The organism is Salmonella sp. A1325, assembly GCF_056991255.1.
The window spans coordinates 74,788-98,499 of sequence record NZ_JAMLWO010000012.1; the positions used below are offsets into that span (position 1 = coordinate 74,788).

The 23,712-nt window shown below is 55.7% G+C and carries 22 protein-coding genes; 20 read left to right on the plus strand and 2 right to left on the minus strand.

Translation table 11 applies throughout. The annotated features are described in order from the left end of the window. Window positions 1-316: 316 nt before the first annotated feature. The 15 genes from lrhA (at window position 317) to nuoN (ending at window position 16,789) form a co-directional block, all read left to right on the plus strand. Window positions 317-1,255, plus strand: a complete 939-nt coding sequence (lrhA, locus tag NAZ64_RS19580) for a transcriptional regulator LrhA (RefSeq protein WP_000606288.1) — start codon at window positions 317-319, stop codon at window positions 1,253-1,255. A gap of 79 nt (window positions 1,256-1,334) precedes the next feature. Beyond that, on the plus strand, window positions 1,335-1,487 hold the full coding sequence (locus tag NAZ64_RS19585; protein WP_061377306.1) for an STM2329 family putative cytoplasmic protein: 153 nt from the start codon (window positions 1,335-1,337) through the stop codon (window positions 1,485-1,487). 394 nt (window positions 1,488-1,881) lie between these two features. Further along, window positions 1,882-2,325 carry an NADH-quinone oxidoreductase subunit NuoA gene (gene nuoA, locus NAZ64_RS19590; RefSeq protein WP_000062993.1) on the plus strand — a complete coding sequence of 148 codons (444 nt, stop codon included), beginning with the start codon at window positions 1,882-1,884 and terminating at the stop codon, window positions 2,323-2,325. A gap of 15 nt (window positions 2,326-2,340) precedes the next feature. Then, on the plus strand, window positions 2,341-3,003 hold the full coding sequence (nuoB, locus tag NAZ64_RS19595; protein ID WP_000386728.1) for an NADH-quinone oxidoreductase subunit NuoB: 663 nt from the start codon (window positions 2,341-2,343) through the stop codon (window positions 3,001-3,003). Between the two features lie 86 nt (window positions 3,004-3,089). After that, window positions 3,090-4,892, plus strand: coding sequence for an NADH-quinone oxidoreductase subunit C/D (gene nuoC, locus NAZ64_RS19600; protein ID WP_000247855.1), 1,803 nt, complete (start codon window positions 3,090-3,092; stop codon window positions 4,890-4,892). Window positions 4,893-4,894: 2 nt separating this feature from the next. After that, on the plus strand, window positions 4,895-5,395 hold the full coding sequence (nuoE, locus tag NAZ64_RS19605) for an NADH-quinone oxidoreductase subunit NuoE (RefSeq protein ID WP_000545038.1): 501 nt from the start codon (window positions 4,895-4,897) through the stop codon (window positions 5,393-5,395). After that, a complete protein-coding gene (nuoF, locus tag NAZ64_RS19610; RefSeq protein WP_023201628.1) occupies window positions 5,392-6,729 on the plus strand; it encodes an NADH-quinone oxidoreductase subunit NuoF in 1,338 nt (445 codons plus the stop codon). Before nuoE ends, nuoF begins: the two co-directional genes overlap by 4 nt. A 30-nt stretch (window positions 6,730-6,759) precedes the next feature. After that, entirely contained in the window at window positions 6,760-9,486 is a 2,727-nt protein-coding gene (gene nuoG, locus NAZ64_RS19615; protein WP_001528469.1) for an NADH-quinone oxidoreductase subunit NuoG, read from the plus strand. Then, the gene (gene nuoH, locus NAZ64_RS19620; protein WP_000118515.1) at window positions 9,483-10,460 is read left to right on the plus strand and encodes an NADH-quinone oxidoreductase subunit NuoH; all 978 of its coding nucleotides are present in this window, start codon (window positions 9,483-9,485) and stop codon (window positions 10,458-10,460) included. Before nuoG ends, nuoH begins: the two co-directional genes overlap by 4 nt. Window positions 10,461-10,474: 14 nt before the next feature. Further along, window positions 10,475-11,017, plus strand: coding sequence for an NADH-quinone oxidoreductase subunit NuoI (gene nuoI, locus NAZ64_RS19625; protein WP_000172747.1), 543 nt, complete (start codon window positions 10,475-10,477; stop codon window positions 11,015-11,017). Window positions 11,018-11,027: 10 nt separating this feature from the next. Continuing rightward, entirely contained in the window at window positions 11,028-11,582 is a 555-nt protein-coding gene (gene nuoJ / locus NAZ64_RS19630; RefSeq protein ID WP_000393522.1) for an NADH-quinone oxidoreductase subunit J, read from the plus strand. Beyond that, window positions 11,579-11,881, plus strand: coding sequence for an NADH-quinone oxidoreductase subunit NuoK (nuoK, locus tag NAZ64_RS19635; RefSeq protein WP_000612687.1), 303 nt, complete (start codon window positions 11,579-11,581; stop codon window positions 11,879-11,881). Before nuoJ ends, nuoK begins: the two co-directional genes overlap by 4 nt. Then, on the plus strand, window positions 11,878-13,719 hold the full coding sequence (gene nuoL, locus NAZ64_RS19640; protein WP_001056582.1) for an NADH-quinone oxidoreductase subunit L: 1,842 nt from the start codon (window positions 11,878-11,880) through the stop codon (window positions 13,717-13,719). The genes nuoK and nuoL overlap by 4 nt, the downstream gene beginning before the upstream one ends. A gap of 76 nt (window positions 13,720-13,795) precedes the next feature. Continuing rightward, window positions 13,796-15,325: an NADH-quinone oxidoreductase subunit M gene (gene nuoM, locus NAZ64_RS19645; RefSeq protein WP_000926428.1), complete on the plus strand. Its 1,530-nt coding sequence runs from the start codon at window positions 13,796-13,798 to the stop codon at window positions 15,323-15,325. A gap of 6 nt (window positions 15,326-15,331) precedes the next feature. Beyond that, window positions 15,332-16,789: an NADH-quinone oxidoreductase subunit NuoN gene (gene nuoN / locus NAZ64_RS19650; protein ID WP_000156669.1), complete on the plus strand. Its 1,458-nt coding sequence runs from the start codon at window positions 15,332-15,334 to the stop codon at window positions 16,787-16,789. Window positions 16,790-16,929: 140 nt separating this feature from the next. Here nuoN and NAZ64_RS19655 read toward each other — a convergent pair whose 3' ends face one another. Together NAZ64_RS19655 and rbn are read right to left on the minus strand one after the other, a co-directional pair. Next, window positions 16,930-17,934, minus strand: a complete 1,005-nt coding sequence (locus NAZ64_RS19655; protein ID WP_058331728.1) for a chemotaxis protein — start codon at window positions 17,932-17,934, stop codon at window positions 16,930-16,932. A gap of 65 nt (window positions 17,935-17,999) precedes the next feature. Continuing rightward, on the minus strand, window positions 18,000-18,917 hold the full coding sequence (rbn, locus tag NAZ64_RS19660; RefSeq protein ID WP_023139156.1) for a ribonuclease BN: 918 nt from the start codon (window positions 18,915-18,917) through the stop codon (window positions 18,000-18,002). A gap of 60 nt (window positions 18,918-18,977) precedes the next feature. Here rbn and NAZ64_RS19665 point away from each other — a divergent pair, with 60 nt between their 5' ends. The 5 genes from NAZ64_RS19665 to menH all read left to right on the plus strand — a co-directional run bounded on the left by NAZ64_RS19665 (window position 18,978) and on the right by menH (window position 23,706). Further along, the gene (locus tag NAZ64_RS19665; protein WP_000568155.1) at window positions 18,978-19,439 is read left to right on the plus strand and encodes a GNAT family N-acetyltransferase; all 462 of its coding nucleotides are present in this window, start codon (window positions 18,978-18,980) and stop codon (window positions 19,437-19,439) included. Window positions 19,440-19,493: 54 nt separating this feature from the next. Beyond that, a complete protein-coding gene (gene elaB, locus NAZ64_RS19670) occupies window positions 19,494-19,799 on the plus strand; it encodes a stress response protein ElaB (RefSeq protein ID WP_001522308.1) in 306 nt (101 codons plus the stop codon). 100 nt (window positions 19,800-19,899) lie between these two features. Then, the gene (gene menF, locus NAZ64_RS19675) at window positions 19,900-21,195 is read left to right on the plus strand and encodes an isochorismate synthase MenF (protein WP_000555674.1); all 1,296 of its coding nucleotides are present in this window, start codon (window positions 19,900-19,902) and stop codon (window positions 21,193-21,195) included. A gap of 85 nt (window positions 21,196-21,280) precedes the next feature. Beyond that, a complete protein-coding gene (gene menD / locus NAZ64_RS19680; RefSeq protein WP_001606480.1) occupies window positions 21,281-22,951 on the plus strand; it encodes a 2-succinyl-5-enolpyruvyl-6-hydroxy-3-cyclohexene-1-carboxylic-acid synthase in 1,671 nt (556 codons plus the stop codon). Next, window positions 22,948-23,706, plus strand: a complete 759-nt coding sequence (menH, locus tag NAZ64_RS19685) for a 2-succinyl-6-hydroxy-2,4-cyclohexadiene-1-carboxylate synthase (protein ID WP_079982485.1) — start codon at window positions 22,948-22,950, stop codon at window positions 23,704-23,706. Before menD ends, menH begins: the two co-directional genes overlap by 4 nt. Window positions 23,707-23,712: the final 6 nt, after the last annotated feature.

Here is a 23,712-nt window from a genome sequence, read left to right on the forward strand (position 1 = left end):
ATATTGTTTTTGTATCTGTGCGTCTCGGTAAACTATTTGACGCTTGTTACAAGATTTACACGTCCATCATTAGCAGAAATCTGTAGACGCCTAAAGGTATGACACATTCTCTTTGATATATCCCAATCAGTTGCATTTGGTATTATATCAGTAAGTAAGAGAAGTGTTTTGGTCGTATTTTCAATTACATTCTAACATTTACCTGGGTAACCAGGCGGTACTGCGAAGGATGCACATTACAAATGGAATTGCTTGTTTCTGAATGCACAGCATTAACCAGGTCAGCCCGATATGACCCGCCAGTAAGTGAAAAATTATGATAAATGCAAATCGTCCGATAATTAACCTCGATCTCGATCTGCTGAGAACGTTCGTGGCCGTTGCCGATCTGAACACCTTCGCCGCGGCGGCGGCGGCGGTATGTCGTACTCAGTCTGCGGTCAGTCAGCAAATGCAGCGTCTTGAGCAACTCGTGGGAAAGGAATTGTTCGCCCGCCATGGCCGTAACAAACTTTTGACCGAACACGGTATCCAGCTTCTGGGGTACGCAAGAAAAATCCTGCGTTTTAATGATGAGGCGTGTTCATCATTAATGTTCAGTAATCTTCAGGGAGTGTTAACAATCGGCGCTTCTGATGAATCAGCTGATACTATCCTGCCTTTTTTGCTTAGCCGAATCAGCTCGGTTTATCCGAAACTCGCGCTTGATGTACGGGTAAAACGCAACGCCTATATGGTGGACATGGTTAAATCGCAGGAAGTAGATTTGGTGGTGACGACTAACCAACCTCATTCGCTGGACTGTCTGAATTTGCGGACCTCGCCCACCCATTGGTATTGTGCGGCTGAGTATGTTTTGCAAAGGGGAGAGCCCGTACCATTAGTCCTGCTGGACGATCCCAGCCCATTCCGCGATATGGTGCTGGAGACGCTAAATGCAGCGGGTATTCCCTGGCGGCTGGCCTATGTGGCGTCTACATTACCGGCGGTACGCGCGGCCGTTAAAGCCGGTCTTGGCGTAACGGCTCGACCTGTCGAAATGATGAGTCCCGACCTTCGCGTGCTGGGCGCCGCAGACGGATTACCGCCTTTGCCGGATACGGAATATCTGTTGTGCCGCGATCCCAATAGCCAGAACGAGCTGGCGATGGTGATTTTCCATGCGATGGAAAGCTATCAAAACCCATGGCATTACAACCAGTTTTCTGCAGAGGGCGGAGATGATCCGCTGATGGTGGAAGGGGGTTTTGAGTAGCTCGCAGGCAAAAGGCGCTAAGTCGTAAATGTAAAAAAGAGCCGCTGGCGATGAAAAAACGCTCAGTGGCTCTTTTTTTGTGCCCATCTGTACGCGCTTAACCGCACAAATTGTAAAAGTTCCGGTAAATCAGCCAGTAGCGATTCACAGTTCAATGTGGGCAAAAAATAACCAGAACATCCATTTTATGAATTTGCATGTTAAAAAACTAGAGAAATTGTTGCTGTTTTAGGGGGTGAATTAACAAAAGCGTGTCACAGATCAAGAAAATACTCCCATTTAGGGGGAGGCATCTTCACAAATTCCTGTCAAAATAGGTGTGTGTTATTTCTTTTGCTTCACAACGGACACGATTCAACAACATAAAATCCCCCCTGGTCGAAGAGTCATTTTCTCCAGGATGGCATTTAATGTTAATGATGATGAATTGATGTAAATTAATGTGAAGGAACTTTTGTTAAAGTTGACAAAAGGTTATAGAAAGGAGTAAAAAACCACATCAATTAGCTGTTTTTATCATTTTCTACAGTAATTGTAGGGTTTTTTTTATTCCTCCCCATGAATCGATGTGGCGCCCATCTGCCGTAAAGAGCAGAGAAACTGGCGCTACTTTTGATGAGTAAGCAATGAGTATGTCAACATCCACTGAAGTCATCGCTCATCACTGGGCATTCGCTATCTTTCTTATCGTTGCCATTGGCCTGTGCTGCCTGATGCTGGTAGGCGGTTGGTTTTTGGGCGGTCGCGCACGCGCGAGGCACAAGAACGTTCCGTTTGAATCAGGTATCGACTCGGTCGGCACCGCCCGCTTACGCTTGTCTGCCAAGTTTTACCTGGTAGCCATGTTCTTCGTTATCTTCGACGTTGAAGCGCTGTATCTGTTCGCATGGTCGACTTCTATCCGCGAAAGCGGCTGGGTTGGCTTTGTGGAAGCTGCAATTTTTATTTTTGTGTTACTGGCTGGTCTGGTTTATCTGGCGCGTATTGGCGCGTTGGACTGGACGCCCGCGCGTTCACGCCGCGAGCGTATGAACCCGGAAACGAACAGTATCGCTAATCGTCAACGCTAACCGCGAGGCATTAAGATGGATTATACGCTCACCCGCATAGATCCTAACGGTGAGAATGACCGTTACCCCCTGCAAAAACAGGAGATCGTAACTGACCCCCTGGAGCAGGAAGTTAACAAAAACGTGTTCATGGGCAAACTGCATGACATGGTTAACTGGGGCCGTAAAAACTCAATTTGGCCCTACAACTTCGGCCTTTCTTGCTGCTATGTAGAGATGGTGACCTCTTTTACCGCAGTGCATGACGTCGCCCGTTTCGGCGCGGAAGTGCTGCGTGCGTCGCCACGTCAGGCTGACCTGATGGTGGTGGCCGGTACCTGCTTTACCAAAATGGCCCCGGTTATTCAGCGTCTGTATGACCAAATGCTGGAGCCAAAATGGGTCATTTCTATGGGTGCCTGCGCCAACTCCGGCGGCATGTACGATATTTATTCGGTAGTGCAGGGCGTTGATAAGTTCATCCCGGTGGATGTGTATATCCCTGGCTGTCCGCCGCGTCCGGAAGCGTATATGCAGGCGTTGATGCTGCTGCAAGAATCGATTGGCAAAGAGCGCCGTCCGCTCTCATGGGTGGTGGGCGATCAGGGCGTGTATCGCGCCAATATGCAGCCAGAACGCGAACGTAAACGCGGCGAGCGTATTGCCGTCACGAACCTGCGTACCCCGGACGAGATTTAATTTGCGCCTGTCGGCAGCAGCACTTCACTTCGCTAACCACTATTTTAATAGCGCGAAGCACTGCCGACCACCACGGACCATTTGCAATGGTGAACAATATGACCGACTTAACCGCGCAAGACGCTGCATGGAGTACCCGCGATCATCTTGATGATCCGGTTATCGGCGAACTGCGCAACCGTTTTGGGCCGGATGCCTTTACCGTTCAGGCGACCCGCACCGGTATCCCCGTTGTTTGGGTCAAGCGTGAACAACTACTGGAGGTTGGCGATTTCTTAAAGAAACTGCCGAAACCTTACGTCATGCTGTTTGACTTACACGGCATGGATGAACGCCTGCGTACGCACCGTGACGGGTTACCCGCCGCGGATTTTTCCGTTTTCTACCACCTGATTTCCATTGAGCGTAATCGCGATATCATGCTCAAGGTGGCGTTGTCTGAAAACGACCTGCGCGTGCCGACCTTCACTAAACTTTTCCCTAACGCCAACTGGTACGAGCGTGAGACCTGGGAGATGTTTGGTATTGATATCGAAGGCCACCCGCACCTGACGCGCATCATGATGCCGCAAACCTGGGAAGGCCATCCGCTGCGTAAAGATTATCCGGCGCGCGCGACCGAATTCGACCCGTTTGAGCTGACCAAAGCCAAGCAGGATCTGGAGATGGAAGCGCTGACCTTTAAACCGGAAGACTGGGGGATGAAGCGCGGGACTGACAACGAGGACTTTATGTTCCTCAACCTCGGCCCGAACCACCCGTCTGCGCACGGTGCGTTCCGTATTATCCTGCAACTTGACGGCGAAGAAATCGTCGACTGCGTGCCGGATATCGGCTATCACCATCGCGGTGCCGAAAAAATGGGCGAGCGCCAGTCCTGGCATAGCTACATTCCCTATACCGACCGTATCGAATACCTCGGTGGTTGCGTCAATGAAATGCCGTACGTGCTGGCGGTAGAAAAGTTGGCAGGGATCACCGTCCCGGATCGTGTGAACGTCATCCGCGTGATGCTCTCTGAACTGTTCCGCATTAACAGTCATCTGCTGTACATCTCGACCTTTATTCAGGACGTCGGCGCGATGACCCCGGTCTTCTTTGCCTTTACCGACCGGCAGAAAATTTATGACCTGGTGGAGGCGATTACCGGTTTCCGTATGCACCCGGCCTGGTTCCGTATCGGCGGCGTCGCGCACGACTTGCCGCGCGGTTGGGATCGCCTGCTGCGAGAGTTCCTTGAGTGGATGCCGAAGCGTCTGGACTCTTACGAGAAAGCCGCGCTGCGTAACACCATTCTGAAAGGGCGTTCGCAGGGCGTTGCCGCTTACGGCGCGAAAGAGGCGCTGGAGTGGGGCACCACCGGCGCAGGGCTGCGCGCGACCGGGATCGACTTCGACGTACGTAAATGGCGTCCATACTCTGGCTACGAAAACTTTGACTTTGAAGTGCCGGTGGGCGGCGGTGTTTCCGACTGCTATACCCGCGTGATGCTGAAAGTGGAAGAGCTGCGCCAGAGTCTGCGCATTCTTCAGCAGTGCCTCGATAACATGCCGGAAGGCCCGTTCAAAGCGGATCACCCGCTGACCACGCCGCCGCCGAAAGAGCGCACGCTGCAACATATCGAAACCCTGATCACCCACTTCCTGCAGGTCTCCTGGGGCCCGGTGATGCCGGCGCAGGAGTCCTTCCAGATGGTGGAAGCGACGAAGGGGATTAACAGTTACTACCTGACCAGCGACGGCAGCACTATGAGCTACCGTACCCGCGTGCGCACGCCGAGCTTTGCGCACCTGCAGCAGATTCCCTCGGCGATCCGCGGTAGCCTGGTCTCCGACCTGATTGTCTATCTGGGTAGTATCGATTTTGTTATGTCAGATGTGGACCGCTAATTATGCACGAGAATCAACAACCACAAACCGAGGCTTTTGAGCTGAGTGCGGCAGAGCGTGAAGCGATAGAGCACGAGAAGCACCACTACGAAGACCCGCGTGCGGCGTCCATTGAAGCGCTGAAAATCGTTCAGAAGCAGCGTGGCTGGGTGCCGGACGGCGCGATCTACGCTATTGCCGATGTGCTGGGTATTCCGGCGAGCGACGTCGAAGGCGTCGCCACATTCTACAGCCAGATCTTCCGTCAGCCGGTCGGTCGCCACGTGATTCGCTACTGCGACAGCGTGGTGTGCCATATCACCGGCTATCAGGGGATTCAGGCCGCGCTGGAAAAAAATCTCAACATCAAACCGGGGCAGACGACCTTTGATGGTCGCTTTACGCTGCTGCCGACCTGCTGCCTGGGGAATTGCGATAAAGGGCCGAACATGATGATTGATGAGGATACTCACAGCCATCTGACCCCGGAAGCCATTCCTGAACTACTGGAGCGGTATAAATGAAAAACGTTATCCGTACTCCCGAAACCCATCCGCTGACCTGGCGTCTGCGCGATGACAAACAGCCGGTCTGGCTGGATGAATATCGTAGCAAAAACGGCTACGAAGGCGCGCGTAAGGCGCTGACCGGCCTGTCTCCGGATGAAATCGTCAGCCAGGTAAAAGACGCCGGTCTGAAAGGGCGCGGCGGCGCGGGCTTTTCCACCGGTCTGAAGTGGAGCCTGATGCCGAAAGATGAATCCATGAACATCCGTTACCTGCTGTGTAACGCCGATGAAATGGAACCGGGCACCTATAAAGACCGTCTGCTGATGGAACAGCTGCCGCACCTGCTGGTGGAAGGCATGCTGATCTCCGCGTTTGCGCTGAAAGCGTACCGCGGCTACATCTTCCTGCGTGGAGAATATATCGAAGCAGCGCAGCACCTGCGTCGCGCGATTGCCGAAGCCACCGAGGCGGGCCTGTTGGGGAAAAATATCCTTGGCACCGGTTTTGACTTCGAACTGTTCGTGCACACCGGGGCAGGGCGTTACATCTGTGGTGAAGAAACGGCGCTGATTAACTCCCTCGAAGGCCGCCGCGCGAACCCACGCTCCAAGCCGCCCTTCCCTGCGACCTCCGGCGTATGGGGCAAACCGACCTGTGTGAATAACGTCGAAACGTTGTGCAACGTCCCGGCAATCCTCGCCAACGGCGTGGAGTGGTACCAGAACATTTCGAAAAGCAAAGATGCGGGTACCAAGCTGATGGGCTTCTCAGGCCGCGTGAAGAATCCGGGCCTGTGGGAATTACCGTTCGGCACCACCGCGCGCGAGATCCTCGAAGACTACGCGGGCGGTATGCGCGATGGCCTGAAATTCAAAGCCTGGCAGCCGGGCGGGGCGGGAACCGACTTCCTGACCGAGGCGCATCTTGACCTGCCGATGGAGTTCGAAAGCATCGGTAAAGCAGGCAGCCGTCTTGGCACCGCGCTGGCGATGGCGGTAGACCACGAAATCGGCATGGTGTCGCTGGTGCGTAACCTGGAAGAGTTCTTTGCCCGCGAATCCTGCGGCTGGTGTACGCCATGCCGCGACGGGTTGCCGTGGAGCGTGAAAATTCTACGCGCGCTGGAGCGTGGCGAAGGCCAGCCGGGGGATATCGAGACACTTGAGCAACTGTGTCGTTTCCTCGGACCGGGTAAAACCTTCTGCGCGCATGCGCCGGGCGCGGTTGAGCCACTGCAAAGCGCAATTAAGTATTTCCGCGAAGAATTCGAAGCTGGCATCAAGCAGCCGTTCAGTAATACCCATTTAATCAATGGTATTCAGCCGAACCTGCTCAAAGAGCGCTGGTGAGTTAACGATTTTTAATTTGGAAGCATGCTAATGGCTACGATTCATGTAGACGGCAAAGAATACGAGGTCAACGGCGCGGACAACCTGCTACAGGCATGTCTGTCCCTCGGCCTTGATATTCCGTATTTTTGCTGGCACCCGGCGCTGGGAAGCGTCGGTGCTTGCCGCCAGTGTGCGGTGAAGCAATACCAAAACGCGGAAGATACGCGTGGTCGCCTGGTGATGTCCTGTATGACGCCAGCCACCGACGGTACCTTTATCTCTATTGACGACGAAGAAGCGAAACAGTTCCGTGAAAGCGTGGTGGAGTGGCTGATGACTAACCACCCGCACGACTGTCCGGTCTGTGAAGAGGGCGGTAACTGCCATCTTCAGGATATGACCGTGATGACGGGTCACAGTTTCCGCCGCTACCGTTTCACCAAACGTACCCACCGCAACCAGGATCTGGGGCCGTTCATCTCGCACGAAATGAACCGCTGCATCGCCTGCTACCGTTGTGTGCGTTACTACAAAGATTATGCCGACGGCACCGATCTGGGCGTCTATGGCGCGCATGACAACGTCTACTTCGGGCGTCCGGAAGACGGTACGCTGGAAAGCGAATTCTCCGGTAACCTGGTCGAGATTTGCCCGACCGGCGTCTTCACCGATAAAACGCATTCCGAGCGTTACAACCGTAAATGGGACATGCAGTTTGCGCCGAGCATCTGCCAGCAGTGTTCCATCGGCTGTAACATCAGCCCGGGCGAGCGCTATGGCGAACTGCGCCGTATCGAAAACCGTTACAACGGTACCGTTAACCACTACTTCCTCTGCGACCGCGGTCGTTTCGGCTATGGCTATGTGAACCTGAAAGACCGTCCGCGTCAGCCGGTTCAGCGCCGTGGCGATGACTTTATTACTCTCAACGCCGAGCAGGCGATGCAGGGCGCGGCGGATATTCTGCGCCAGTCGAAGAAAGTGATCGGTATCGGTTCGCCACGCGCCAGCATTGAGAGCAACTTTGCGCTGCGTGAGCTGGTTGGTGCGGAAAACTTCTACACCGGTATCGCGCGCGGCGAGCAGGAACGTCTGCAACTGGCGCTGAAAGTGTTGCGTGAAGGCGGAATTTACACCCCGGCGCTGCGGGAAATCGAATCTTATGACGCGGTACTGGTATTGGGCGAAGACGTTACCCAGACCGGCGCGCGCGTTGCGCTGGCGGTACGCCAGGCGGTGAAAGGTAAAGCGCGTGAAATGGCGGCGGCGCAGAAAGTAGCCGACTGGCAGATTGCGGCCATCCTTAACATCGGCCAGCGTGCCAAACATCCGCTGTTCGTGACCAACGTGGACGGCACCCGTCTGGATGATATCGCCGCCTGGACCTATCGCGCGCCGGTGGAAGATCAGGCGCGCCTGGGCTTTGCGATTGCTCATGCGCTGGACAATACAGCGCCTGCGGTTGACGGTATCGACAGCGACTTACAAAACAAAATTGATGTCATTGTGCAGGCGTTGGCCGGCGCGAAAAAACCGCTGATTATCTCCGGCACTAACGCCGGTAGCAGTGAGGTGATTCAGGCGGCCGCCAACGTGGCGAAAGCGCTGAAAGGCCGTGGCGCCGACGTCGGTATTACTATGATTGCTCGTTCCGTGAACAGCATGGGGCTGGGTATGATGGGCGGCGGTTCGCTTGATGATGCGTTGGGCGAGCTGGAAACCGGCAGTGCGGACGCGGTGGTGGTGCTGGAAAACGATCTCCACCGTCATGCAAGCGCTACGCGCGTGAACGCTGCGCTCGCCAAAGCGCCGCTGGTGATGGTGGTTGACCATCAGCGCACGGCGATTATGGAAAACGCGCATCTGGTGCTTTCCGCGGCAAGCTTCGCCGAAAGCGATGGTACGGTCATCAACAACGAAGGCCGCGCGCAGCGCTTCTTCCAGGTTTATGACCCGGCCTACTACGATAACAAGACGATTATGCTGGAAAGCTGGCGCTGGCTGCATTCGCTGCACAGCACCGTCGAAAACCGCGAAGTGGACTGGACACAGCTTGACCACGTGATCGACGCGGTCATTGCCGCCATGCCGCAATTTGCCGGTATTAAAGACGCCGCGCCGGATGCGACCTTCCGCATTCGTGGGCAGAAGCTGGCGCGCGAACCGCATCGTTACAGCGGTCGTACCGCAATGCGCGCCAATATCAGCGTGCATGAACCACGTCAGCCGCAGGATAAAGACACCATGTTCGCCTTCTCAATGGAAGGGAATAACCAACCGACTGCCCCGCGATCTGAAATTCCGTTCGCCTGGGCGCCGGGCTGGAACTCCCCGCAGGCGTGGAACAAATTCCAGGATGAAGTGGGCGGCAAACTGCGTCACGGCGATCCGGGCGTGCGTTTGATTGAAGCGACTGAGGGCGGTCTGGATTATTTCACTACCGTGCCGGCAAGCTTCCAGGCGCAGGACGGTCAGTGGCGTATTGCGCCGTATTACCACCTGTTTGGCAGCGACGAATTGTCTCAGCGTTCTCCGGTCTTCCAGAGCCGTATGCCGCAGCCGTATATCAAACTTAACCCGGCGGATGCCGCGAAATTGGGCGTCAATGCCGGGACGCGCGTCTCCTTTAGCTACGATGGCAATACGGTGACGCTGCCGGTTGAAATCTCTGAAGGGTTAGCGGCAGGGCAGGTAGGGCTGCCGATGGGTATGCCTGGCATCGCGCCGGTTCTGGCTGGCGCGCGTCTTGAGGATCTGCGGGAGGCGCAACAATGAGTTGGATTACACCGGATCTGATTGAGATCCTGCTGAGCATTCTCAAAGCGGTGGTGATTCTGCTGGTGGTCGTCACCTGCGGGGCTTTCATGAGCTTTGGCGAACGTCGTCTGCTGGGTCTGTTCCAGAACCGTTATGGACCAAACCGCGTTGGCTGGGGTGGCTCGCTCCAGCTGGTCGCGGATATGATCAAGATGTTCTTTAAAGAAGACTGGATCCCGAAATTCTCGGATCGCGTCATCTTTACCCTGGCGCCGATGATCGCGTTTACTTCGCTGCTGCTCTCCTTCGCCATTGTGCCGGTTAGCCCTAATTGGGTGGTGGCCGATTTAAACATCGGGATTTTGTTCTTCCTGATGATGGCCGGTCTGGCGGTTTACGCGGTGCTGTTCGCCGGGTGGTCGAGCAACAACAAATACTCGCTGCTGGGCGCGATGCGTGCGTCTGCCCAGACGGTGAGCTACGAAGTGTTTCTTGGTCTTTCCCTGATGGGCGTGGTGGCGCAGGCCGGTTCATTTAATATGACCGATATCGTCAATAACCAGGCGCATCTGTGGAACGTGATTCCGCAATTCTTTGGGTTTGTTACTTTCGCCATCGCGGGCGTAGCGGTCTGTCACCGTCACCCGTTTGACCAGCCGGAAGCCGAGCAGGAACTGGCGGACGGTTACCACATCGAATATTCCGGGATGAAATTCGGTCTGTTCTTCGTGGGGGAGTACATCGGCATCGTCACCGTTTCCGCGCTGATGGTAACGTTGTTCTTCGGTGGCTGGCATGGCCCGTTCTTACCGCCATTCGTCTGGTTCGCGCTGAAAACCGCGTTCTTCATGATGATGTTCATTTTGATTCGTGCGTCGTTACCGCGTCCGCGTTATGACCAGGTAATGTCCTTCGGCTGGAAAGTTTGCCTGCCGCTGACGCTCATCAACTTGCTGGTAACGGCGGCTGTCATTCTGTGGCAGGCGCAATAAGGGACACAAAGACCATGACCTTAAAAGAATTATTAGTAGGTTTCGGCACTCAGGTACGCAGTATCTGGATGATCGGCCTGCATGCGTTCGCCAAACGCGAAACGCGGATGTATCCGGAAGAGCCGGTCTATTTACCGCCCCGTTACCGTGGCCGTATCGTGCTCACGCGCGACCCGGACGGTGAAGAGCGCTGCGTTGCCTGTAACCTGTGTGCGGTAGCCTGTCCGGTAGGCTGTATCTCTCTGCAAAAAGCGGAGACCAAAGATGGCCGCTGGTATCCGGAATTTTTCCGCATTAACTTCTCACGCTGCATCTTCTGCGGCCTGTGCGAAGAAGCGTGCCCGACCACGGCGATTCAGTTGACCCCGGACTTCGAACTGGGCGAATACAAACGTCAGGATCTGGTGTACGAAAAAGAGGATCTGCTGATTTCCGGTCCGGGCAAATACCCGGAATATAACTTCTACCGGATGGCGGGTATGGCAATCGACGGCAAAGATAAAGGCGAAGCAGAGAACGAAGCCAAGCCTATCGACGTCAAGAGCCTGTTACCGTAAGGAGAGGGCAATGGAATTCGCTTTTTATATCTGTGGCCTGATAGCCATCCTCGCGACCCTGCGAGTGATCACCCATACCAATCCGGTACACGCGCTGTTGTATCTGGTGATATCGCTACTGGCGATTTCCGGGGTGTTCTTTTCGCTGGGCGCTTATTTTGCCGGTGCGCTGGAAATTATCGTCTACGCAGGCGCCATCATGGTGCTGTTTGTGTTCGTGGTGATGATGCTCAACCTCGGCGGCAGCGAAATCGAACAGGAACGCCAGTGGCTGAAACCGCAGGTGTGGATTGGTCCGGCGGTTTTGTCGGCCATTATGCTGGCGGTTATTGTGTACGCCATTCTGGGCGTTAACGACCAGGGCATCGACGGCACGCCGATTAGCGCGAAAGCGGTGGGCATCACGCTGTTCGGGCCTTATGTTCTGGCGGTCGAACTGGCGTCGATGCTGCTGCTGGCAGGCCTGGTGGTGGCGTTCCACGTCGGTCGTGAAGAGCGTGCGGGCGAAGTGCTAAGCAACCGCGCCGATGACCGCGCGAAAAGAAAAACGGAGGAGCGCGCATGATCCCCTTAACACACGGACTGATCCTCGCTGCGATTTTATTCGTCCTGGGTTTAACCGGTCTGGTTATCCGCCGCAATCTGCTGTTTATGCTGATCGGGCTGGAAATCATGATTAACGCCTCCGCGCTGGCCTTTGTGGTCGCCGGGAGCTACTGGGGCCAGACCGATGGTCAGGTGATGTACATTCTCGCCATCAGCCTTGCGGCTGCGGAAGCGAGTATTGGACTTGCACTGTTGCTGCAACTCCATCGCCGTCGCCAGAACCTGAACATCGATTCAGTAAGTGAGATGCGTGGATGAACATGCTTGCCTTAACCATTATTCTGCCATTGATTGGCTTTGTACTGCTGGCGTTCTCTCGCGGACGCTGGTCGGAAAATCTCTCCGCGACCATTGGCGTGGGCTCCGTTGGTCTGGCGGCGTTGGTGACAGCGTTTGTCGGGATGGATTTCTTCGCCAACGGCAAACAGGCGTTCAGCCAGCCGCTGTGGACGTGGATGTCGGTCGGTAACTTCAACATCGGTTTTAACCTGGTGCTGGACGGCCTGTCGCTGACCATGCTCTCTGTGGTCACCGGCGTCGGCTTCTTGATCCACATGTTCGCGTCCTGGTACATGCGTGGAGAAGAGGGTTACTCCCGCTTCTTCGCTTATACCAACCTGTTTATCGCCAGCATGGTTGTTCTGGTGCTGTCCGATAACCTGCTGTTGATGTACCTCGGCTGGGAAGGCGTGGGCCTGTGCTCTTATCTGTTGATCGGCTTCTATTACAGCGATCCGAAGAATGGCGCAGCGGCAATGAAAGCCTTCGTGGTGACCCGTGTCGGTGACGTGTTCCTCGCCTTCGCGCTGTTCATCCTCTACAACGAACTGGGCACGCTGAACTTCCGCGAAATGGTCGAGCTGGCGCCAGCGCACTTTGCTGACGGCAATAACATGCTGATGTGGGCGACGCTGATGCTGCTGGGCGGCGCGGTCGGTAAATCTGCGCAGCTACCGTTGCAGACCTGGCTTGCCGACGCGATGGCCGGTCCGACGCCGGTCTCCGCGCTGATCCACGCCGCTACCATGGTCACCGCCGGTGTCTACCTGATCGCTCGTACCCATGGTCTGTTCCTGATGACCCCGGAAATTCTGCATCTGGTGGGCATTATCGGGGCGATTACGCTGGTAATGGCAGGTTTCGCCGCGCTGGTGCAGACCGACATCAAACGCGTGCTGGCCTATTCCACCATGAGCCAGATTGGCTACATGTTCCTGGCGCTGGGCGTACAGGCGTGGGATGCGGCGATCTTCCACCTGATGACGCACGCCTTCTTTAAAGCGCTGCTGTTCCTGGCGTCCGGCTCGGTCATTCTGGCCTGCCATCACGAACAGAACATCTTCAAAATGGGCGGTCTGCGTAAGTCGATTCCACTGGTGTATGCCTGCTTCCTGGTGGGGGGCGCGGCGCTGTCGGCGCTGCCGCTGGTCACTGCGGGCTTCTTCAGTAAGGATGAGATCCTGGCCGGGGCGATGGCGAACGGTCATATCAATCTGATGGTGGCGGGTCTGGTCGGCGCGTTCATGACCTCCCTGTACACCTTCCGGATGATTTTCATCGTATTCCACGGTAAAGAACAAATTCATGCTCATGCAGGGAAGGGGATTACCCACCATCTGCCGCTGATTGTCCTGATGATTCTGTCTACCTTTGTTGGCGCGCTGATTGTGCCGCCATTGCAGGGGGTGCTGCCGCAGACAACTGAACTGGCGCATGGTCGCGTCATGACCCTGGAAATTACCTCTGGCGTAGTGGCGATTGCCGGCATCCTGATTGCCGCATGGCTGTGGCTGGGTAAACGCACGCTGGTGACGTCGATCGCCAACAGCGCGCCGGGCCGTCTGCTGGGGACCTGGTGGTATAACGCCTGGGGCTTTGACTGGCTGTACGACAAAGTATTCGTCAAGCCATTCCTCGGTATCGCCTGGCTGCTGAAGCGCGACCCGCTTAATGCGTTGATGAACATTCCGGCTATCCTTTCCCGTTTTGCAGGCAAAGGCCTGGTACTGAGCGAGAACGGTTATTTGCGCTGGTATGTGGCATCCATGAGCATCGGCGCGGTTGTGGTGCTGGCGCTGCTGATGGTACTGCGTTGATCGTAAAGTGAATTTTATCCAAATTCGTTGAAAATCAGGCCTCTGTCAGAGGCCTTAAAAAGGAATAAAAATCGCCATGTTACTACCCTGGCTAATATTGATTCCCTTTATTGGCGGCTTCCTGTGCTGGCAGACTGAACGCTTTGGCGTGAAGGTGCCGCGCTGGATAGCGCTGATTACCATGGGACTGACGCTGGCGCTCGGTCTGCAATTGTGGTTGCAGGGCGGCTATTCACTGACGCAATCCGCCGGTATTCCACAGTGGCAATCTGAATTTGTCCTGCCGTGGATCCCGCGTTTTGGCATCTCTATCCATCTGGCGCTCGACGGACTGTCGCTGCTAATGGTGGTGCTGACCGGCCTGCTCGGCGTTCTGGCGGTGCTTTGCTCCTGGCGAGAAATCGAAAAATATCAGGGCTTCTTCCACCTGAACCTGATGTGGATCTTGGGCGGCGTTATCGGCGTGTTCCTGGCCATCGACATGTTCCTGTTCTTCTTCTTCTGGGAAATGATGCTGGTGCCGATGTACTTCCTGATAGCGCTGTGGGGCCACAAAGCTTCTGACGGGAAAACGCGTATCACGGCGGCGACCAAGTTCTTCATCTACACCCAGGCGAGTGGTCTGGTGATGTTGATTGCCATCCTGGCGCTGGTCTTTGTGCACTACAACGCGACCGGCGTGTGGACTTTCAACTATGAAGAGCTGCTGAACACGCCGATGTCCCACGGTGTGGAATATCTGCTGATGCTGGGCTTCTTCATCGCCTTCGCGGTGAAAATGCCGGTGGTGCCGCTGCATGGCTGGCTGCCAGATGCGCACTCCCAGGCGCCGACCGCCGGTTCCGTCGACCTGGCCGGTATCTTGCTGAAAACCGCCGCTTACGGTCTGCTGCGTTTCTCCCTGCCATTGTTCCCGAACGCGTCGGCGGAGTTTGCGCCCATCGCCATGTGGCTGGGCGTTATCGGCATTTTCTACGGCGCGTGGATGGCCTTTACCCAATACGACATCAAGCGCCTGATTGCTTATACCTCCGTTTCGCATATGGGCTTCGTGCTGATCGCTATCTACACCGGCAGCCAACTGGCGTACCAGGGCGCGGTGATTCAGATGATTGCGCACGGTTTGTCCGCAGCCGGTCTGTTCATTCTGTGTGGCCAGTTGTACGAACGTCTGCATACGCGTGACATGCGTATGATGGGCGGCCTGTGGGGCAAAATGAAATGGTTGCCTGCGCTGTCCATGTTCTTTGCGGTGGCGACGCTCGGGATGCCGGGCACCGGTAACTTTGTCGGCGAATTTATGATTCTGTTCGGCAGCTACCAGGTGGTGCCGATGATTACCGTGATCTCCACCTTTGGGTTGGTATTCGCCTCTGTATACTCGCTGGCGATGCTGCATCGCGCTTACTTTGGTAAAGCGAAGAGCCAGATTGCCAGCCAGGAACTGCCAGGGATGTCGCTGCGCGAGCTGTTTATCATTCTGTTGCTGGTGGTGCTTCTGGTACTGCTTGGCTTCTATCCGCAGCCGATTCTGGATACCTCGCATTCTGCGATGAGCAACATCCAGCAGTGGTTTGTTAATTCTGTTACTACTACAAGGCCGTAAATCGCCATGACAATAACTCCACAACACCTGATTGCGCTGCTACCGCTGCTGATCGTCGGCTTGACGGTGGTGGTTGTGATGCTCTCCATTGCGTGGCGACGCAATCACTTCCTCAATGCCACGCTGTCGGTCATTGGGCTTAACGCTGCTCTGGTTTCGCTTTGGTTTGTCGGCCAGGCCGGGGCAATGGACGTCACGCCGCTGATGCGCGTTGACGGCTTTGCGATGCTCTACACCGGGCTGGTGCTGCTGGCGAGCCTCGCCACCTGCACCTTTGCCTACCCGTGGCTGGAAGGCTATAACGATAACCAGGAAGAGTTCTACCTGCTGGTGTTAATCGCCAGCCTGGGGGGAATTCTGCTGGCGAATGCCAACCATCTGGCGGCGCTGTTCCTCGGTATTGAACTGATCTCGCTGCCGCTGTTCGGCCTGATTGGTTATGCTTTCCGCCAGAAGCGCTCGCTGGAAGCCAGTATCAAATACACCATCCTCTCCGCCGCCGCCTCGTCTTTCCTGCTGTTCGGGATGGCGCTGGTCTATGCGCAGTCCGGCAACCTGTCTTTCGAAGCGCTCGGTAAGAGCCTCGGCGATGGTATGCTGCACGAGCCGTTGCTGCTGGCGGGCTTTGGCCTGATGATTGTCGGTCTGGGCTTTAAACTCTCTCTGGTGCCGTTCCACCTGTGGACGCCAGACGTTTACCAGGGCGCGCCTGCGCCGGTTTCCACCTTCCTGGCGACGGCGAGCAAAATCGCTATCTTCGGCGTGGTGATGCGTCTGTTCCTCTATGCGCCGGTAGGCGACAGCGAAGCGGTACGCGTGGTGCTGGGCATTATCGCCTTTGCCTCTATCATCTTCGGTAACCTGATGGCGCTGAGCCAGACCAACATCAAACGTCTGCTCGGTTACTCTTCTATCTCTCACCTCGGCTATCTGCTGGTGGCGCTGATTGCCCTGCAGAGCGGCGAGATGTCGATGGAAGCGGTTGGCGTTTACCTGGCCGGTTATCTGTTCAGCAGCCTCGGCGCGTTTGGCGTGGTCAGCCTGATGTCCAGCCCGTTCCGCGGCCCGGATGCCGATTCTCTGTACTCTTACCGTGGTCTGTTCTGGCACCGTCCGGTTCTTGCCGCGGTGATGACGGTGATGATGCTGTCGCTGGCAGGTATCCCGATGACGCTGGGCTTTATCGGCAAATTCTACGTGCTGGCGGTCGGCGTTCAGGCCAGCCTGTGGTGGCTGGTCGCCGCCGTGGTGGTGGGTTCCGCGATTGGTTTGTACTACTACCTGCGTGTTGCGGTAAGTCTCTACCTGCACGCGCCGCAGCAACCGGGACGCGACGCGCCGACAAACTGGCAGTACAGCGCAGGCGGGATCGTGGTGCTGATCTCCGCGTTGCTGGTGTTGGTACTGGGCGTCTGGCCGCAGCCGCTGATTAGCCTTGTGCAGTTAGCGACGCCGTTGATGTAAGCAATAAGTAAAAACGAAAAACCCGCTTCACGAAGCGGGTTTTTTATTATCTGATGTAATGCGTTGAAATAACTATGGATTGTAGGCCGGATAAAGCGCTTGCGCCGCCATCCGGCAGGTAAGGTCTCAGCGACCGGAATTTAACTTAGCAACTGCCGGCTTACCAACGGGCCGCTGACGTTTTGCGCCGCGCGCTCCATCACTTCCTGTATCACTGAAGAGAGTTCATTGATTTCAAATTTGGCGACGTAGCCGTCGGCCTTCACCTTACGCACATGATCTTCGTTGGCGCTGCCGGAAAGGGAAGAGTGAATAACGACCGGGATCTTTTTCAGCCGTTCATCGGTTTTAATTTTACGCGTTAACGTAAAGCCATCCATCTCCGGCATCTCAAGATCTGTCAGGACCAGCGCGATTTTCTCGCTAATTGGCTTACCTTCGGCCTCCGCTTCCTGCGTCAGTTGCTGGATTCTCTCCCATGCATCCTTGCCGGTCACATGCATCTGATGCGGAATTCCCATTGCGTTCAGCCCTTTTTCCAGCATCGCGCGGGCGACTTTGGAGTCTTCCGCCACAATGGCTACCGCGCCTGGGGTAATATAAAATTTATTGGTCTTCAGATTGGTGGCGCGCAGATCGTGGCTGGAGGGGACAATATCATAAAGGATCTGCTCAACGTCGAGCACCAGCGCCAGGTTGTTGGTTTCTTTGTTGTCATCCAGGCAGGCAATACTGGTGATGTAGCGACCGTTGACGGCTTTCTCGGCGGTATGCACCTGCTGCCAGTCAAGACGCATAATATTTTCTACCGACTCGACGGCAAATGCCTGTACGCTGCGCGCATATTCGGTGATCAGCAAAATATTCAGCCCGGTTTCCGGCTTGCAGCCCGCTACCGCTGGCAAATCAATCACCGGAATGACCTGATCCCGAATATTGACCATGCCCAATAGCGGCGCTTTCATGCCTGCCGGGCGCGTAAAGGCGGGCATCGGTACGATTTCGCGCAGCTTAAATACATTGATGCCGAACAGCTCTGACTTCTGTTCATGCAGCGATGTACCAAGACGGAATAACAGCAGCTCAAAACGGTTTGACAGGGTTAAATTGGCCCTGTCATCAATATCTTTCTGAAAATTGTCCATCCTCACCTCATTATGAAAGCCTGCCTTTTTTAGTGTTATCGGCAATGAGGACAAAAAATGGAGCGCTAAACCGGGAAAACAGAAAAATCGTAAGCCAGCTCCGTCGCCGGGAAAATAGCGCGGCATTCCGCCAGTAAGCGCTGACAGCCTTTATCGTCATAGCGTGAGCTAATATGGGTCATGATCAGCCGACCGACGGCAGCTTCCCGCGCCAGCGTCGCGGTTTGACGGGGGGAGCTGTGTCCGCGAGCGTTGGCTTTCTCCTCCATTGACGCATCCAGCGTGGTTTCATGGACCATCACATCCACGCCTTGCGCCAGCGCGAGGGCGGCCTCGCAGGGCGCGGTATCGCCGAAAATCGCCACTGATTTCCCGGCCACGGCGGGAGCAAGGTAGTCGGCGCCATTGATCTGCCTTCCATCGGCAAGCGTGACGGTTTTTCCTGCCTTCAACGCCTGAAATAGCGGGCCGGGCGTAACGCCTGCGGCTTTTAACGCCCTGGCATTCAGCGCGCCAGGCTTGTCATGTTCAACAACGCGATATCCGTAGCACTCCAGTGGATGCTCCAGCCTGAACGCGGTCACTTTACGCAGACCGTCGTCAAGAATATCGCCTGCGCTAATTTCTTCAATTTGCAACGGAAAATCGGTCCATGAACCGCTAAGGCGCAGTGTGGTTGCAATAAACTCACGCACGCCTTGAGGCCCGTATACGGTTAGCGGATGGGGATTCCCCGCCATCGACCGGCTGCATAGCAGACCCGGCAGGCCAAACAGATGATCTCCGTGAAGATGGCTGATAAAAATGCGCTCAAGCTTACCGGGATGAAACGCGGTATTAAGCATTTGATGCTGTGTCCCTTCGCCGCAATCAAAAAGCCATACTCCCGGCTGCGTTGGATGTTGCAGATGTAATAAAATTGCCGTTACATTGCGTGAGCGCGTGGGAACGCCTGCGGACGTACCTAAAAAAATTAATTCCATCTTGTCCATACACGTTTGGTTATCGTTTAACCCAAGATTACCACAACACAGGAGCGCATCATGATTGACTGGCAGGATCTCCACCATAGCGAACTTACCGTTCCTCAACTTTACGCGTTACTCAAATTGCGCTGCGCGGTCTTTGTGGTAGAACAGCGCTGTCCTTACCTGGATGTGGATGGCGATGATTTAGTCGGCGACAATCGGCATATTCTGGGCTGGCATCAGGATGAGCTGGTGGCGTATGCGAGGATTCTGAAAAGCGATAACGAATCAGACCCGGTTGTCATTGGCCGGGTGATCGTCAGCGATGCCTGGCGAGGGGCGAAACTGGGCCAGCAATTAATGGCGAAAACGCTGGAATCTTGTGGGCGGCACTGGCCGGATAAGCCGCTATATCTGGGGGCGCAGGCGCATCTGCAACCTTTTTATGCGCGGTTTGGTTTTATTCCCGTCACCGATGTTTATGACGAAGACGGCATTCCGCACCGGGGAATGGCGCGGGAGGTTCATCAGGCATAAACCGAAACCGTTGACTATAGTTAGGAGCAGGTGTTAACACAACGGAGAATGAGAATGTCATATCAATTTGGTGAATCACGTGTTGATGATGATCTGACTTTGCTCAGCGAAACGCTGGAAGAGGTTTTACGTTCCTCAGGCGATCCCGCCGATCAAAAATACATTGAGCTGAAAGCCCGCGCGGAACAAGCGCTGGAAGAGGTGAAAAACCGCGTAAGCCATGCGTCGGATAGCTATTATTACCGGGCAAAGCAAGCCGTTTATAAAGCGGATGACTACGTTCATGAAAAACCCTGGCAGGGTATTGGCGTAGGCGCGGCGGTAGGACTGGTACTTGGACTGCTGCTGGCGCGGCGCTAAATCCCCCCACTGAACAGAATTGCAACCCTCCCTAAATGAGGTACTGCTTTTTTAGGGCAGTACCCCGTATAATGTGGGGTTTTTAACAGGGAGGGTCCGCGTGCATTCTATTACTACTGCGCTGGAAAATCTGACGCGTCAGCTATCGCAAGAGATACCGGCGACGCCAGGGCTTTGCGTTTTCGATGCGCCTTTCCCTTTAAACGATGCCTTCGATGCATTGAGCTGGCTGGCCAGCCAGTCATCCTTTCCGCAATTCTACTGGCAACAGCGCAATGGCGACGAAGAAGCTGCCGTTCTCGGGGCAATCACCGTTTTTTCATCGCTCGATCTGGCGCAACGGTTTTTACGTCAGCACGCGCAGCCTGACCTGCGTATTTGGGGGCTGAATGCGTTCGAGCCGAAAGAGGGCTACTTATTGCTGCCGCGGCTGGAGTGGCGACGTAGCGGGGGTACGGCGACCTTACGCTTACATCTGCACAGTGACGTTTCGCTACGCGATGATGCGCGCCAGGCGAAAGCGTTTCTCGCTTCTCTGGTCGGTATTAAGCCTGTTCCGGCGCTACGCCTTTCGCTCACGAGCGAACAGCACTGGCCGGACAAAGACGGTTGGGTGAAGCTAATTCAGCAGGCCACCCACACCATTGCGCAAGAGGCGTTTGATAAAGTTGTGCTGGCGCGGGCCACCGACTTACAATTCTCCCGTCCGGTCAATGCCGCCGCGATGATGGCGTCCAGTCGTCGTTTAAATCTCAACTGCTACCACTTTTTTATGGCCTTTTCCGCCGATACCGCCTTTCTGGGCTCATCGCCGGAGCGGCTCTGGCGGCGGCGTGAAACGGCGCTGCGTACCGAAGCGCTGGCTGGGACGGTGGCGAACCATCCGGATAACCATAAAGCCTGGCAGCTTGGCGAATGGTTAATGAAAGACGATAAAAACCAGCGAGAAAATATGCTGGTTGTCGAAGACATCTGCCAGCGACTGCAAAACTGTACCCACTCGCTGGATGTGCTGCCGCCGCAGGTGCTCAGACTGCGCAAGGTACAGCATTTGCGCCGCTGTATCTGGACGGCGCTTAATCAGGCGGACGACACGCTCTGCCTGCACCAGTTACAGCCTACCGCAGCGGTCGCCGGGATCCCTCGTGAACCCGCGCGTTGTTTTATAGAACAACATGAGCCGTTCGAACGTGAATGGTATGCCGGGTCGGCAGGCTATCTCTCCACGCGGCAAAGTGAGTTTTGCGTGACGTTACGTTCAGCCAAAGTGACGGCCAATGTGGTGCGATTGTATGCCGGCGCGGGAATCGTCCGCGGCTCCGATCCAGAACAGGAATGGCAGGAAATAGATAATAAAGCGGCCGGGTTACGTACCTTATTGCAGATGGATGCGTAATGAGTCACATATTCCCGACCCATATCAATAATCCATTTTTGCAGCTCTTTATACTTAGTCCCAATGATTGATACCGGACAAACTCATGTCAGTAAGTGCATTTAACCGGCGCTGGGCGGCGGTCATCCTGGAAGCCTTAACCCGTCATGGCGTCAGGCATGTTTGTATCGCCCCTGGTTCCCGTTCCACGCCGCTCACGTTGGCGGCGGCAGAGAATCCTGCTTTTATTCACCATACGCACTTTGATGAGCGTGGGCTTGGTCATCTGGCGTTAGGGCTGGCGAAAGTCAGCCAACAGCCGGTTGCCGTTATTGTCACTTCAGGTACCGCCGTGGCGAACCTCTATCCGGCGCTGATTGAGGCGGGTCTGACGGGCGAGAAGCTCATTTTACTTACCGCCGATCGCCCGCCGGAGCTGATTGACTGCGGTGCCAACCAGGCGATCCGTCAGGCGGGGATGTTTGCCTCGCACCCCTCCCAAACTCTGTCGTTGCCGCGTCCCACGCAGGATATTCCGGCGCGCTGGCTGGTGTCGACCATCGATAATGCGCTCGCCATGCTTCATGCGGGCGCGCTGCACATTAACTGTCCTTTTGCCGAACCGCTGTATGGCGATATGAATGACACCGGCCTGGTCTGGCAGCAGCGTCTCGGTGACTGGTGGCAGGATGAAAAACCCTGGCTGCGCGAAGCGCGTCGACTGGAAAGCGACAAACAGCGCGACTGGTTCTTCTGGAGACAAAAACGCGGCGTTGTCGTCGCCGGGCGTATGAGCGCGGAAGAAGGCAAAAAAGTGGCGCAGTGGGCGCAAACTCTGGGATGGCCATTAATTGGCGACGTATTGTCGCAAACCGGGCAGCCGCTGCCGTGCGCCGACCTGTGGCTCGGCAACGCCAAAGCGGTGACCGAACTGCAGCAGGCGCAGATTGTCGTCCAGCTTGGCAGTAGCCTTACCGGAAAACGCTTACTGCAATGGCAGGCAACCTGCGAGCCGGAAGAGTATTGGGTAATCGACAATATTGAAGGTCGTCTGGACCCGGCGCACCATCGTGGACGCAGACTGGTAGCGAAAATCGCCGACTGGCTGGAGATGCATCCGGCGGAAAAACGTAAACCGTGGTGTGTAGAGATCCCGCGTCTGGCGGAACTGGCGTGGCAACGGGTGGTCGCGCAGCGAGACACCTTTGGCGAAGCGCAGCTGGCGCACCGTATCCGCGATTATTTGCCGGAGCAGGGGCAATTGTTCGTGGGCAATAGTCTGGTGGTGCGTCTGATCGACGCGCTGTCACAGTTGCCGGCCGGCTATCCGGTATACAGCAATCGCGGAGCGAGCGGCATTGACGGCCTGCTTTCCACGGCGGCGGGCGTGCAGCGCGCCAGCGCCAAATCGACGTTGGCTATCGTCGGCGATTTATCCGCGCTGTACGATCTTAACGCGCTGGCGTTACTACGTCAGGTATCCGCGCCGTTTGTGTTGATTGTGGTCAACAATAACGGCGGGCAGATCTTTTCCCTGCTGCCGACGCCGCAAAGCAAACGTGAGCGCTTTTATTTGATGCCGCAAAACGTCCATTTTGACCATGCGGCCGCCATGTTTAACCTGCGCTATCATCGCCCGGAAAACTGGGAAGAACTGGAGTCTGTGCTGGCTGGCGCGTGGCGAACCCCGGCGACAACGGTGATTGAGCTGGTGGTAAACGATACGGACGGCGCGCAGACGTTGCAGCAACTTTTGGCTCAGGTAAGCCATCTATGATGTTGCACGCGCAGCACATGCCCGGACAGCCTGGGGCGCCCTCGCTGGTTTTCCTGCACGGTTTTTCTGGCGATTGCCGCGAATGGCAGTCGGTTGGCGAACAGTTTCACGGCTGTTCGCGGCTTTATATTGACTTACCGGGACATGGCGGATCTACGGCTATTCCGGTCGGCGGCTTTGCCGATGTCATCAGATTACTGCGCGCTACGTTAATTAGTTACAACATCCTAAAGTTTTGGTTGGTGGGATACTCTCTTGGAGGCCGGGTGGCGATGATGGTAGCCTGCCAGGGAATACCAGGCCTGTGCGGCCTGGTGGTCGAAGGCGGTCATCCGGGGCTGCAAAATGAACAGGCGCGCGCTGAAAGACGATTGTCCGACGGGCGCTGGGCAGAGCGTTTTCGTCGTGAACCCCTGACTGAGGTTTTTCACGACTGGTATCAGCAGCCGGTGTTCGCCTCGCTGACGGCGCAGCAAAGGCAGGCGCTGACGGCGCTGCGTAGCCAGAATAACGGCGAAACGCTGGCTGCGATGCTGGAGGCGACATCGCTTGCCGCCCAGCCGGATTTACGCGAGGCGCTCAACGCGCTGGCATTTCCGTTTTATTATTTATGTGGCGAACGCGACAGCAAATTCCGCGCCCTGGCGCAGGAAGTGGCGGCGACATGCCATGTTATTCGTAACGCCGGACACAACGCGCACCGGGAAAACCCCGCTGGCGTGGTAGACAGTCTGGCTCAGATTCTGCGTCTCTGACTAAAG